The organism is Deinococcus sp. Leaf326, assembly GCF_001424185.1.
In the GTDB taxonomy this organism is placed as follows: Bacteria; Deinococcota; Deinococci; order Deinococcales; family Deinococcaceae; genus Deinococcus.
Genome location: NZ_LMOM01000002.1, coordinates 1 through 12,419, shown reverse-complemented (window position 1 = coordinate 12,419; position 12,419 = coordinate 1). Strand labels below are relative to the sequence as shown.

At 55.5% G+C, this 12,419-nt stretch carries 16 protein-coding genes; 8 read left to right on the top strand and 8 right to left on the bottom strand.

The window, feature by feature from the left end:
• Window positions 1-353 precede the first annotated feature (353 nt).
• On the bottom strand, window positions 354-1,193 hold the full coding sequence (locus tag ASF71_RS23415) for a hypothetical protein (protein ID WP_156372588.1): 840 nt from the start codon (window positions 1,191-1,193) through the stop codon (window positions 354-356).
• A gap of 280 nt (window positions 1,194-1,473) precedes the next feature.
• On the opposite strand from ASF71_RS23415, the gene ASF71_RS03855 reads away from it, so the two are divergent.
• The 3 genes from ASF71_RS03855 to ASF71_RS03845 all read left to right on the top strand — a co-directional run bounded on the left by ASF71_RS03855 (window position 1,474) and on the right by ASF71_RS03845 (window position 4,281).
• Window positions 1,474-1,722, top strand: a complete 249-nt coding sequence (locus tag ASF71_RS03855; RefSeq protein ID WP_162243076.1) for an FAD-dependent oxidoreductase — start codon at window positions 1,474-1,476, stop codon at window positions 1,720-1,722.
• 109 nt (window positions 1,723-1,831) lie between these two features.
• Window positions 1,832-2,284 (top strand): hypothetical protein, encoded by a 453-nt coding sequence (locus ASF71_RS03850; protein ID WP_056295276.1) that lies wholly within the window; start codon window positions 1,832-1,834, stop codon window positions 2,282-2,284.
• Between the two features lie 1,064 nt (window positions 2,285-3,348).
• Window positions 3,349-4,281 carry an NAD(P)/FAD-dependent oxidoreductase gene (locus tag ASF71_RS03845; protein ID WP_056295272.1) on the top strand — a complete coding sequence of 311 codons (933 nt, stop codon included), beginning with the start codon at window positions 3,349-3,351 and terminating at the stop codon, window positions 4,279-4,281.
• A gap of 63 nt (window positions 4,282-4,344) precedes the next feature.
• Here ASF71_RS03845 and ASF71_RS03840 read toward each other — a convergent pair whose 3' ends face one another.
• Entirely contained in the window at window positions 4,345-4,614 is a 270-nt protein-coding gene (locus ASF71_RS03840; RefSeq protein ID WP_235514120.1) for a hypothetical protein, read from the bottom strand.
• Window positions 4,615-4,726: 112 nt separating this feature from the next.
• Complete coding sequence (locus tag ASF71_RS03835) at window positions 4,727-5,488, bottom strand: ZIP family metal transporter (RefSeq protein ID WP_056295266.1); 762 nt, start codon at window positions 5,486-5,488, stop codon at window positions 4,727-4,729.
• A gap of 17 nt (window positions 5,489-5,505) precedes the next feature.
• Here ASF71_RS03835 and ASF71_RS03830 point away from each other — a divergent pair, with 17 nt between their 5' ends.
• The 4 genes from ASF71_RS03830 to ASF71_RS03815 are packed head-to-tail and all read left to right on the top strand — an operon-like array spanning window position 5,506 to window position 6,735.
• Window positions 5,506-5,706, top strand: coding sequence for a hypothetical protein (locus ASF71_RS03830; protein ID WP_056295264.1), 201 nt, complete (start codon window positions 5,506-5,508; stop codon window positions 5,704-5,706).
• 11 nt (window positions 5,707-5,717) lie between these two features.
• The gene (locus tag ASF71_RS03825; protein WP_082505499.1) at window positions 5,718-6,023 is read left to right on the top strand and encodes a hypothetical protein; all 306 of its coding nucleotides are present in this window, start codon (window positions 5,718-5,720) and stop codon (window positions 6,021-6,023) included.
• 14 nt (window positions 6,024-6,037) lie between these two features.
• Complete coding sequence (locus ASF71_RS03820; protein WP_056295257.1) at window positions 6,038-6,385, top strand: hypothetical protein; 348 nt, start codon at window positions 6,038-6,040, stop codon at window positions 6,383-6,385.
• Between the two features lie 53 nt (window positions 6,386-6,438).
• Window positions 6,439-6,735: an HU family DNA-binding protein gene (locus ASF71_RS03815; RefSeq protein WP_082505497.1), complete on the top strand. Its 297-nt coding sequence runs from the start codon at window positions 6,439-6,441 to the stop codon at window positions 6,733-6,735.
• 64 nt (window positions 6,736-6,799) lie between these two features.
• Here the strand turns inward: ASF71_RS03815 and ASF71_RS03810 are convergent, their stop codons facing one another.
• Complete coding sequence (locus ASF71_RS03810) at window positions 6,800-7,144, bottom strand: hypothetical protein (RefSeq protein WP_056295253.1); 345 nt, start codon at window positions 7,142-7,144, stop codon at window positions 6,800-6,802.
• 394 nt (window positions 7,145-7,538) lie between these two features.
• Between ASF71_RS03810 and ASF71_RS03805 the strand changes: the two genes are divergently transcribed.
• Window positions 7,539-8,270, top strand: coding sequence for a transposase (locus tag ASF71_RS03805; RefSeq protein WP_056295250.1), 732 nt, complete (start codon window positions 7,539-7,541; stop codon window positions 8,268-8,270).
• Window positions 8,271-8,361: 91 nt separating this feature from the next.
• Here the strand turns inward: ASF71_RS03805 and ASF71_RS22280 are convergent, their stop codons facing one another.
• The 4 genes from ASF71_RS22280 to ASF71_RS24470 all read right to left on the bottom strand — a co-directional run.
• Entirely contained in the window at window positions 8,362-10,488 is a 2,127-nt protein-coding gene (locus ASF71_RS22280; RefSeq protein WP_082505521.1) for a DEAD/DEAH box helicase, read from the bottom strand.
• 3 nt (window positions 10,489-10,491) lie between these two features.
• The gene (locus ASF71_RS22275) at window positions 10,492-11,601 is read right to left on the bottom strand and encodes a helix-turn-helix domain-containing protein (protein ID WP_082505495.1); all 1,110 of its coding nucleotides are present in this window, start codon (window positions 11,599-11,601) and stop codon (window positions 10,492-10,494) included.
• On the bottom strand, window positions 11,601-11,897 hold the full coding sequence (locus ASF71_RS22270; protein ID WP_082505493.1) for a type II toxin-antitoxin system RelE/ParE family toxin: 297 nt from the start codon (window positions 11,895-11,897) through the stop codon (window positions 11,601-11,603). The genes ASF71_RS22275 and ASF71_RS22270 overlap by 1 nt, the downstream gene beginning before the upstream one ends.
• A gap of 285 nt (window positions 11,898-12,182) precedes the next feature.
• The coding region (locus ASF71_RS24470) for a hypothetical protein (protein ID WP_162243075.1) at window positions 12,183-12,419 on the bottom strand (237 nt) is incomplete at its 5' end.

Here is a 12,419-nt window from a genome sequence, read left to right as displayed (position 1 = left end):
ACCCTGCCTAAGCGCGAAGCCGAGGTAGGGTGGGGCCTTTTCGTCTTGGGGTCAGGGGTTCAAATTATAGGAGGTGAACAGTTGTTTAATTTCACTTTGAAATGTTCATTTGTAATTTATACTGACCACTCATCTAAATTGGCGAAAGGGACAAAAGTATAGATAATATAGATATACAAGAGATAAAATTTGCGACCCCATACTTCTTATCTCTAATTTCTTTTATAGAAATTGTAGCTAAGAGAATTGTCATAAAGCTTATTAGAAGGTTTTCATCTCTTTTAAAGAGAAGCGTATATATAGATATCGATACAGCGATAAAAACTAAAAGATATCCGATGTACTTTAAGTGATTATCGGTTGCACATAGTGGCATAATCATTTCTAGCCCGCGTGTACTTCATACCAGCTTCAAAGATCTCCGGGATGAATGCAAGAACTCCCAGCGTTCCCAATCCAGCCGACAAGAAAGCCATAGCACAGATTAGAACAATAACGGCAATATAACCTGCGCCAGCTCCTAGAAGAGCGTTGCGAAGAGCACGCTTTTCACTGTCCCGGGTTGACTTAAGTTGACCACAATTATATGCTTGGGCATTCAGATTATTTCCTTGAGAATTTAGCAAAGCGGGAATAACCGAGCCCTGAGCATCATAAATTCCATGTGAAATAAGTGAACCGTCATCAGCATTGCGACGCCAGATCTCGCGCTCACCGTTCTCGATATCAATCACTGTGGTGATAATATCACCAGTAGAAGAGTCCTTTTCAACATTAACTTGTGCCATTTCACCTGTCAGCTCGCCTGAGGTGATCACATATAGGCGATTCTGTCCGCTCGATTCACTGCCAAGCGTTGGAACTGACAACACTTCAGTTCCTTCCCCATAAAGACTCTCAGGAATCACTTCAGCACGGTCCCAGTTCAGTTGCGCAAGATCAATGCGCGGGCCATCTGGGCCTGCGATAACTCCGCCAGGAGCAGGTGCTTGTGCCTTGAGGGATCGTTGTTCTGTTTGGACAAATCCTTTGGCCTTTTGAATTGCCAATGATTTGTCTTGCACGCTAGCCTGATACTTCTGTACGATCGCGACCGCATCAGTAGTTGGAAGATTGGCAGGCTGCCCGCAGGAAGTCAGAACCATCAAGGTCGATAGGCCAATCACAATTAAGCTCTTACTCATCTTCTTCACAGACAGAAGCCTACTTGCCACCAAAGCAGCTGCGAGGCTTATTTGACCATCTTGCCTAGACAACAAGACTGAAGCAGACACTCTGCGCAGCAGTTCGACTTACTTCGCAACACTGAGAGTCACTTCGGCGAGGCTGAGCACTCTAGAGTGCCCCCAGACCGCTACTGCGCAGTTCTTAGTGACGTAGATCTAGAGCATTCCACCCTCCAGGACCTGGGGGCGACATTGGTCGATAGTGCGCTCGAGCGGGTCGAGGGAACGAGCGAGCGCGGCGCGGGCCGTGCTGTACACGTACAGTGAGCGTCGGTTGCGTGCCGGGCTGGCTGAGGCGCTGGGCTGTGAGATGACAACGGCCGGGATCAAAGTGGACCCAGCGAATCAGCGGACCACGGTGGCCGGGGTGTACGCGGCGGGCGACGTAAGCACGGGGAATCAGGTGGCCTTTGCTGTGGCCGGTGAGGCGCGGGCGGCGATGTTCGCGGCCTTCGAGTTGTTCTATGACGGCCTGCCGACGCTGGCCCGAGTGTAGGGCCCTGATCAAGGCCCCACCCTGCCTCGGCTTCGTGCCTGGGCAGGGTGGGGCTTTTTTCGTTGGGCGCTGGAAGAATTTCGCCAGATACCGAGCAGTACAACAGGCCATGCTCACCAGCTTTCTCTCTGTGTTCCTGCTGACCGGCCAAGCCGTACCTGTCGTGCCGGTGGCCAATCAGGCAACGCCCGCCACCCTGGTCAATGCGCTGGCCGTGAAGCGCGACTGGACCCTGGACGACAACGAGTTCTGCAAGGCTCGGGCAGAGGCTAACTCCCGGCTCGGCTTCCCGCGCACGACTGGCTCGAAGGTGAAATACGTCAAGACCTTCTCTTTCCGTACTCGGACCAGCGCCAGTCTTGAGCGCAGCGCCCTGGAATACACCAATGCAGGCTTCCAAGTGCCCTTCCCCTGGTCGGAAGGGCAGTGGCTCAGCCGCCAGTACACGGCCCAGATGACACCGCGCTACACCTACGTCTTGGATTTACAGGATCGGCCGAAAGAGCCGAATGCCTATTCGACCGTGGCGAGCGCGTGCGTGACCGTGTTCGGCATTCGCTGAGTTCTCAAGGCCTCACCCCGCCTCGGCTTCATGCCTGAGAGGGGGTGAGGCTTTTTTGCGTGCGCTCCCGAGCGGCAGGCTCTATGGTGAGCACTTCGCATCACGCTTAAAAGGAGACCCTATGTTGCGCGATCCCTGCCTTGGCTGCTCCCCTCTCAAGGACCCCTGCTATGTCTGCCGTATCCGCCTAAAGCGTGATCCCTGCCTGGGCTGTTACCGCCAGTCCGGCCCCTCCAAGCGTGAAGACTGCCCGCGCTGCTACTGACCGTCCCCAGACATGGAGCGTGATCCTATGCCGATGATCAAGCGTGACCCCTGCTTCGGGTGCCGACACGATCCCTGCCCGCCCTGTCGCGACGTCCGGCCATGCCTCGTCTGCTGACCGCGGTGCGGCCGCTCAGGCGCAACGACTGCGTCCGCTGCTACTGACCCTCCCCAACTCTGGAGCGTGAACCCTATGCCGATGACCAGACGTGACCCCTGTCCCGATTGCCGCCGCCCCGCCCCAATTCGCCAGGAAGGAGGGCCCTGTGCTGGCTGCTGAGGGCGGCCCCTGCCCCGGCTGCGCGCTGCCGTCGGACAATCCCTGCCTAGGGTGCCGAGACCTACCCCAGCCCTGTCCGCCCTGCGCCCAGGTTCGGCCTTGCATCGGGTGCTGACCCTGGTGCGCCCGCCGAAGCGTGAGGACTGCCCGCGCTGCTTCTGAAGTCTCCCCTCCCCTATTCAACCAGTAGAGGTTCAAGCTATGAGGATGAGCGACCAAGGTCCCTGCCCGCCCTGCCAGATTCGACGTGACCCCTGTGGTGGCTGCTACGCTCTCGCCCCCCGGGACCCCTGCTACTTCTGCTGACCGTTTCCAACTCCGGAGAGTGAACACCGTGCAGATGATCCAGCGGGACCCCTGTTATGGCTGCTGAGGGCCGATCCCGCGCGCCGAAGCCGAAGCGCGACGACTGCGCCCGCTGCTACTGACCCACCTCGCCCACCCTGTCCTGGCTCTGGCCTCGGCAGGGTGGGCCTCTTTTGCGGTCACGCGCTGCCTCTGCACCCGATAGGCTGCCCTTATGCCCCACGACCCCACGGCCCCCTATGACGTGCTCATCATCGGCGGCGGCTTCGCCGGCCTGAGCGCCGCCCTCTACACCGCACGCGGAATGAAACGTGGCGTCCTGTGCACCGCTGGCCCCAGCCGCAATACCGCGGCACGTCACACCCACGGGTTTCTGACGCGAGATGGCGCCAACCCCGCCGAGATGCTCCAGATGGCGCGTGAGCAGCTCGCCGAGTACGATCTGCCGGTGATCGAGGCCCAGGTCGTCAACATCACAGGCGAAAACAATGCCTTCACCGCGCACCTCGCCGACGGCGGCACCATCCGGGCCCGGAAGCTCATCCTGGCGACCGGCGTGCAGGACATCCTGCCGGACATTCCTGGTCTTCAGGAGGAGTGGGGCCGGGGCGTGCAGCACTGCCCCTACTGTTATGGGTGGGAGGTCAGCGACCAGCCGCTGGCGCTGTATCAGCCGGGCCTCGCGGGGCGGAATGGGGTGCAGACGATCCTGTACCACCAGAAGTTGTCGCCGGACTTCCTGGTGTGCAGCGACGGCCCGCTGGACTTCACGCCCGAGCAGCGGCACCTGCTGGAGGATCTGGGGGCCACGCTGATCGACAGCGCGCTCGCACAGGTCGAAGGGACGCCAGAAGGCGTGCGGCTGTACTTTGCGGACGGCACGAGCGCGGAGCGGGCGGTGCTTTACTCGCACGGAGAACGGCGCCTGCGCGCCAACCTAGCCGAGGCACTGGGCTGTGAGATGACGGCGGCAGGGATCAAGATTGACCCGTTGACCCACCGGACCACGGTGCCGGGCGTGTACGCGGCCGGGGACGTGAGCAGCGGGAATCAGGTGGCCTTCGCGGTGGCCGGGGGCGGGAAGGCGGCGATGCAGGCGGCCTTCGAGATCTACTACGACGATCTGCCGGCGGCCGCGCGGGCGTAGGGCAACACACGAGGTGCCCCCGGCTGAGACCGAAGTCCAGGTCGGGGGCGCCTCGTGTTCAGGTCAGCACTTCGGGCACGTGCCACCCGGATACCCCGCTCCTGGTGCGAGCCGCTCCTCGACCACCCAGAGGAGCGGGTACTTCTCGGCGCTGAAGGCCCCGGTGGTCAGGCGCTCCCAGATCAGGACCTGACCGACCGACGCGACCACAGCCGCACGGGCGGCGTGCAGGGGCTCGAAGGGGCCGAGGGTGCGCGTCACCTCGCCGCTGGGGATGTGGGTGGCCGTGGCGTAGATCCGGGACATGGCGTAAGGAGAGGGGCTGGAGGTCATGCCGCGGCCCCTCTCCTTGCCCACGTGCGGATCATGTCGAACCCCCGCACAATGATCATGGCGGCTTTTACAGATGCTCCGTGCCCATGCAGGGGTCAGGCGTCACGTATCACTAGCCCGCCTTACTGAGGGCGAAAGCAGCCAGGAAGCCTAGGACCGTGATCAACCCTGCGGAGTTGTGGGCAACCTCAAACGCCTCAGGAATCATCGTGTCCACCAACATCGCTAGAATTGCTCCAGCAGCCACGGCGGTCGTCGCCGCCACAACGTCCGGCGAAAAGTTTTGGAATACGGTATAGCCCATCAACGCGGCGATGCCCGACACCAGCGCGATACCCCCCCAGACGCCAAAAATGTACCCCGCCTTGCGCCCAGCCTTCTTCATCCCCGCTGCGCTCGAGAGACCCTCCGGAATGTTCGACAGGAAAATAGCGGTCACGGCTACCAGACTCACCACGCCGCCCTGAAGCATGCTCAGCCCAATCACGATGGACTCTGGGATGCCGTCAAGGAGGGCGCCCACCGCGATCGCCGCGCCACTGCCCGAGTCCTGGGCCTCCGAGGGTTGTTGCTCACCGGACCGCTTGCGGTGCTTGGCCCCCTGCCGCGCCAACGCCCAGTTGGCGGCCGTGAAGATGGCCGCGCCGCTTAAGAAGCCTAGAGAGGTGGAGTCGAATCCACCGGTCTTATAGGCTTCGTCCATCAGTTCGAAAGAGAGCGCAGAGATCAGCACGCCACTGCCGAAGGCCATGATGGATGCGATCAGGCGCTGTGGAACCCGGAAGAGATATCCAATGGCGGCACCGATCAACAGTGCTCCACCAGCAACCAGTCCCCACAAGCCAGCCTGAAGCCAGATCGGTATGCCGTGCATCTGAGGATGCTAGCAAGATGAGCTTGAAGGCGCGCGACTTGGGCTTACCCCTGAGTGACCTGCACCGCGAGTTGGCGGACTACCTGGGGTGTCACCAGGAGCTGCACGCCGCCGCCTGGGCGTTGTGGGCCACCGAGTTGGAATTGACCGGCCGCGACCTCGGCGAACCCGGCGGCTGGCTTGATTACGACTTCTACGAGGCTGTGCCAGTCGAGTAGTCTCTGTGCCCATGACCCAACCTCCGACCCCTCTCACGTTCTGGCAAGCACGGGTCCTGTTGCTGCTGACTCTGGAGCCGCAGTCGGTCGAGGAAGTCTCGAACCGGATGGCCGACCGGGGCGCGGTCCTGAACACCAGCCGGGTGCGGCAGCTGCTCGACGAGCTGCTCGCGGCCGGACTGCTGACCCAGACGCCCCGCAAGGGGCACGTCGGCACCCGGTACGCCCTGAGTGCAGGCCCGGCCATCGACGCGGCCCTCGACCAGGCGTATGAAGTGGTGAAGGGGCAACCCGCATCCGGCCCGCGCCAGCCCTGACCTACTCTGGACCCATGCCCCAGCACCTGACCCTGACCCCCGTGGCTCCGGCCGATGCCACGCTCGACGTGGCCCTCTACGGCGCGACCTACCGCCTCACCGGGGAGGTCTCCGGCCAGAGTGTCTTCTGGTTCGATCTTTCCCCGACCTACGCGGTGGACTTCGACCGGGTCGTCGCGGCTGCAGCCCGGGGCGAGGACGCCTCCATGACGGCCACCGTCTGGCGCTCAGGCCTGAGCAGTGCCGGGGGCGTGCTGACCGTGCACGCCGAGGGGTCGGGCGAGGCCTCGGGGCGCGCAGACTGGACGCTCGGGCCGGACGCCGCCGCCCAGCTACAGGCCTGGGTGACCCAGAAGGCCTGAAAGTGTTAGGTGGCGTTACATCTGCCCTGGCCCGTTGTGCCCAAGATGCGGGCATGACGAAAACGACCGAGGGCAACAAGATCGCCAAGACTCAGCTCGTCGAGCAGGTCGCCGACAAGACCGGCCTGACCAAGAAACAGGCGGACGAGGCCGTCAGCGCTCTGCTGGACGCCACCGTCGAGGCCCTGCGCGCCGGCAAGACCGTGGGCCTGCCCGGTCTGGGCACGATGAGCGTCAAGACCACTGCCGCCCGCACCGGCGTGAAGCCCGGCACGAGTGAGAAGATCCAGATTCCGGCCGGCAAGAAAGTCGCCTTCAAGGTCGCCAGCACCCTGAAGGGCACCCTCTAACCCGCACGGTTCACGCAAGGGGCGGCCCGGACACCTGATGGTCCGGGCCGCCCCCTTTGCCTTGCTACGCGTCCAGCAGCTCGCCGCCCTGAGCATCGAGCGCCGCCTCCCGGAAGAACCCCCAGTACAGCTCGGCGCCGAACACGTCCTCCATCACGCCCACCCAGTAGTACCCGCTGCCCGTGGGCAGCCCAGCGTCCCCGTCGGTCAGGGCGAGCGTGACGCCGTGAGTCTGGGCGACGTGCATGGCGCAGCCGCCCCCGGTGTCCAGGTCAGTGAAAGCCAGCCCGGTCGTGAAGGTCTGCCAGTCCGCGGCGCCGCAGTGGCGGGCCACGTCGTCGAGCGTCGTGGGCGTGGCGGCATAGGCCAGGGCGAGCAGCTGCTGGGGGAGGGTCGTGGGCGTCGTCATGGTCGTGATGTTCGCTCTGTCTGCCGCCCCGGTGGTGTGCGGCAGACGTGCGCATTGTGTGTGCTGGACGGCTACACCGCGCGGCCGTCCGGACCGGTCTCCAGGCCGCACTCTCGGCACTCGTAGCCCTCGAGCTGCCCGGTCGGATCGTGCCAGAGCGTAACATACGCCTCGCTGCCGCAGCGCGGGCAGTGCGGCCCCGGCTCGGTGGGGACCAGCCGCGCCTGCCTAGCGCTGAGCCAGCAGGGCCGGGGAGCCGGCCCCCACACGCGTACCCAGCACCCGCCGCGTCCAGACGTTCGGCGTGACCCGGTCGGCCGATAATCTACGCCGTTTAGGGCTTGGAGCCCGTGGGGCAAAAACAGCTTGCTGAGCACATAAAAAGGGGGACGATATGGCTAGATATCGTCCCCGTCATAGTCTAGGCCGCCGTGCGGTTATCCGCCACTTCTACCGCTGGACCCGGCGGCACTTCAGTACCCGAAGCACCTGCGCCCACCAGAAAATCACCGATGCCTGGCTGATTGCGTTGTTGCTCAGCAGGTTCGTCTTCAAGGTGCCCTACGCTTTGATCTGGTGGAGCCTGCTCAGGGAAGACCGGCACGGTCTTCCCTCGTACACGCAGGCATACACGCGTAGCCTCCGACTTCTGGCACGTTTAGAAGCGGCCGTTCACTCGGTTGAACACCTGGCAGAGGTCATCATCGACTCGATGCCTCTCCCAGTCTGCCGTCCCAAGCGGACGAAACGCTGCGCGTTTCCAGGCGCTCGGTGGGGCTACGGGACCCAGGGTGACTTCTACGGCTACAAGTTGCATGCCTGGGTCACCACGACAGGGAAAGTCGTCCAGTACGTCTTGCGACCTGCCAATCTCCACGACGTGACGGTGGCCTACGAGTTGAACCGACACTGGGCCGCGTGGGGTGGTCCGAAGGTGATTGGGGACAAGGGGTATGCCGCGTTGGTTTCGTCTTTCCCCCGCCACCCCAAACTCCGTAAACGTATCGAAACGGTCTTCTCTCAACTTGTCGCAGGTCAGGTACGTTCGGTCCAAGTCAAAACGCTCTCTGGCTTGCGGCTCCGTGTCGTCCTGGCGGTGCTCGCCCATAACCTCACTAGGCCCTAAACGGCGTAATCTATTGAATTTAGGATAGGCAGGGCACGGACTGTTCCGTACTCTGCCTATATTTATTTGAATTGTGGAAATAGAAAATTAATCAGCTATCTTTTCTATCAACTCTATTTAAAGCATCTTGCAGCTTGTTTCTAACATTTTGTGAAAGAGATTCTATGGATAGATCGCCACTATCTAATTTCTCTGCAAATTCCTCTGTTGTCTTAATTATATTTTCTAGTCTCTTAATTTCTTTAATAGAGCGATCGCGATGTATTTTACGCATTTTTTCTAGCTCATTAGCTGAGGGAACTTTAAATTTCAGCTCATGATTATCTCCGACTATTATATCAATCTCTTGCTTAATTGATGACATTTCATTACCTGTGCCACAAACTCTAACCCAAGCTCGTGATCTTGTGATTCCCGTAAATAAAGTATTACGTCTTTTTATAAGATCAAACTTATCATTTCCATACTCACTTGCCAGAAGGTAGACCATGGCCGCCTCATTGCCCTTAGCCCTATGTATAGTGGTCACAACGATACTATCATTTATAAAAAATTCATCTTGGCTCTCGCCAACTCCAGGGCTATGAGAATTAAGGCCTAATAGCTTGAGAGCGGCTTTGAGTTTACCTCCCAAGCTACTAAGCTTTCTTGGATCTGCTATAATTACCATTATATCTTCGGTTTGTAATTCATCTCCCTTGATATTACTAATAATTTCATTAGCAACCCAATTAGCTTGCTCGATATCATCATTGAAAACCATTGTTTTAACAACATCTATAGGCAATAAATTATCTTTAAAGATAGCTGGATAAGCGTCTGATTTTCGTCTTAATGTTACATTCTGTCCTAGATCAAGGGAGCCACTGACAACTTCGTAACCTATAGAGTCCCACAAAGAGGGGTCCTCGAAAAATTGTACTAATCCCCCAATTCTACCTGTGCCGAAACCAAGTCCATGGGCGATAGTCAAAGCCCAAGGGGTATTTCTATAACAGACTGGTAGAATCATATCCTGTGTTAATTGAGAGATGTTGCTTCCAATCTCCACCTTGGGGCTACCATCCAAATGAGTGCCAAACAGCTCTTCTGGGGGAAGCATGGTGTAATCAACTAAGTTCTGTAGCTCATCATAGGCCCATACTATCCTCTTAGGGTCTTTGGTAATATGATAAACTAACTCAAAGAAAGACTTAGGTAAATCTTGTGCTTCGTCAATAAGTATAACATCATAAATTTTAGAAAAATGCTCATCGCTTACTTCGGAAAGAAGCTCTTTACATACCCCATCAAAAGCTAGGTTTGAACCGAACATTTGTTCGGCATAGCCAAAATTACGTATAGATACCCCTTGTCTTTCAGCTGTTTGGTAATATATTCCTGGTCTTTTTGTTCCGCCCCATGCATGACGAATCTGAATATTATCCCAATTAGGCTCTTCATTTGCTTGCTGATAGTAGAATCGACGCACCAGATCTTTAAATTGCTGATACAGCGTCCGTGTATTAAAAGTTATTGCAATTTTCCATTCAGGGTGTAAGTAATGAAGACGAGCAGCCTTATTTGCGAGAATTACCGTTTTCCCACTACCAGCTAGTCCTCTGATTCTTTGTGGACTGCCCGGAGTTTCTAGAGCGGCCCGATTCTGCCACTGATCAAACTTTGTTATAGCTTTTTCAATTTCTTTTAATATAGATCCTCTTGATCCTTCAGTTTTTGCTTCTAATCGTCTTCTCGGCGGCTTCAGAGTAGTTGTATTTTGCAAAGTAGCTAGAGCGGGTGCAAGAAATTTTTCATCCATGGATGAAAAACTATCCATTTTCTCTGACAGCAAATCTGGAGAACAAAAATTTATATCTTCAAAGTATGCGTCTCCATACTGTCTTTCAGTGAGTGTCAAAATACTAACCGGAATGGCAAGTTCGCGACGTTCAAGAAGTAATCTATTGGAGTAGAGTAGAGACTTAAGGGAGTGATGAAGTTTAGTCTGTTTCTCCTCTAAGTCATATGCCGTTGGAGCAGTATCATCATTAAAATCAAAACCTATAACTCCATATTCAATGGATACTAGTACAGCATCAAAATCTATTCTATCATTGGCATTTTCAATAGTAGGATGACCTATAAATAAGGTACCGGATATTTCCATTTTAGAGAGAATCTCGTTAAGATGATTCGCTGCTACTTCATTCTTAGAGTTAACAGAAACTGTATCCATGTCTTACTCCATTGGTAGAAAGTGTTTTACCTTAGGTATGTGATCTCTCATTTTGCTATAGGAGAGTATTTTTCTATTATGTAATCTACCAATAACTATACTAGGATGGCGTAATATAGATTCAGCAAATAAATCAATAGTTGCTTTATCTAAATTCCGACTGTCGGTCAGGAATTTTTCAAGCTTTGATTCTTCGATGAGCCAGTTGCCCGCAACTTCACTCGCTTCTATTTCGTCCTTCGTAGTATCATTGCTCTCTAATGAATCATCAATATGACCTTCTGTGTGTCCAAGCTTTATGTGTGCTAACTCATGCATCAATGTAAACCAAAAATAGTCTAGTCTATCAAATCTTAAGGTCAAAGCAACTACTGGGTTATCATCTAGATAGAAAGTTGCTCCATCAATATAACTTTTAGAAAGATGTTCAAGTAAAATGAAATGAATACCATATTCCTCTAATTTAGGCTTAACCATAGTAACTTGCTTTGGATGTTTGGTCAATTCGAGAAGATCTTCGATCAATTTATCCAAATTATTTAAATTAAATTGAGCAACTTTGTCCTTTTTCGCAAGATGGTAAACTTGGATTACCCATGCGAGTTTGGCGTACTCTTCTGGAGTACGATTTTCAGAAAGTCTAAATCTTAGTTGGGGCAGGTATGGCGAGAGTTGGGGAATCTTAGATCCATAGAACTCTTCTATGGAGCTTTCCAAAGTTTCTGTTTTATTATCAATATTTTTTAGCCAACCACGTCGTATCATTTCTAAGATAGGAGCGAAAGAAAACAGCGCGCTACGTCTTGCAATTTCATGTTGCTTAACATTCTGTCGGCTTATATAGAGTTGATAGTTTGACTCTAGTCTTAGCCAAATCTCCTCATTAATTCCAAGTGCACTGGCTAAAGCGTAGGCTGTCTCGGCGGTAATTCTCTTTTTTCCATTGATAATTTCGTTTATTGCCTGTGCGGGCCGCTGAACAATGGCAGCAAGATCTTTTTGAGTCCACCCACGGGCATCCAACTCAAAAGCTATAATTGACCCAGGATGATTGACTACTGCTCTTTCTATAGACGGCTTTCTAGTCGGTACAGTTTTATTCATTTTATCCATCAGTGATAGTCCTCAATGTCAATGATTTCTGCAAAAAATCCCTCTGAGTCTTCGTGAACAGCAACGATCAGACGCCACTGGTCATTTAATCTCATTGATGCTTCACCCTTCCTTTTGCCCCTGAGTAGCTCATATCTGAGACCTTTGAACTGGTAGAGTTGCTTTTCCTCCGAAGCTGCTGCGATTACGTCCAGAACTTCAAATAAGCGGTCAACTATTTCGGGAGGGTACTTTGCGGCTCCCGCACGCGTTTCCACTAACGCCTCGATCTTCGGTCTGCGGTACTGAATATGCACCTGCTTGCCTCCATTTGATCATGCATAGCCCCTTCTGTAAGTTATAAATTCACACTATGGGTGAATCGCCGATAGGAAAAGCCTACCACTAATCTGATGCGAGGCAGCCCATCCGCTCCCCCGATTAAATTTTTAATTTTTCTCATAGAAAAGTTACCCTTCTTGGTGTTCATGTTCGCTCTGTTCGCGGGCAAACAGGTGTGTCTCAGACATGCGGATTGTGTGTACAGGACAGGAAAAACCCCGCACCCGGCAGAGCGGAGCGGGGCAGCGGGGCGGTGGGGGTCAGCCCAGGGCTTCGGCCGGCGCGAGGGCGCGCAGCATGGCCGTCGTCACGGGGGCCAGCAGGCCGGCCGCCATCGACCGGGTGCCCCGAGGCCCCTCCAGTTCRTAGTTGCCGTGCACGATCCGCAYCGAGGTCCCCACCGGCCACTCGGCGGCCAGATCGAGCAGCTCCCGAATCTCGGCCAGGTCCTCCGGGTCCGGGCCCCACTCAGGGAAGACGTCATGGAGACTGCGGGT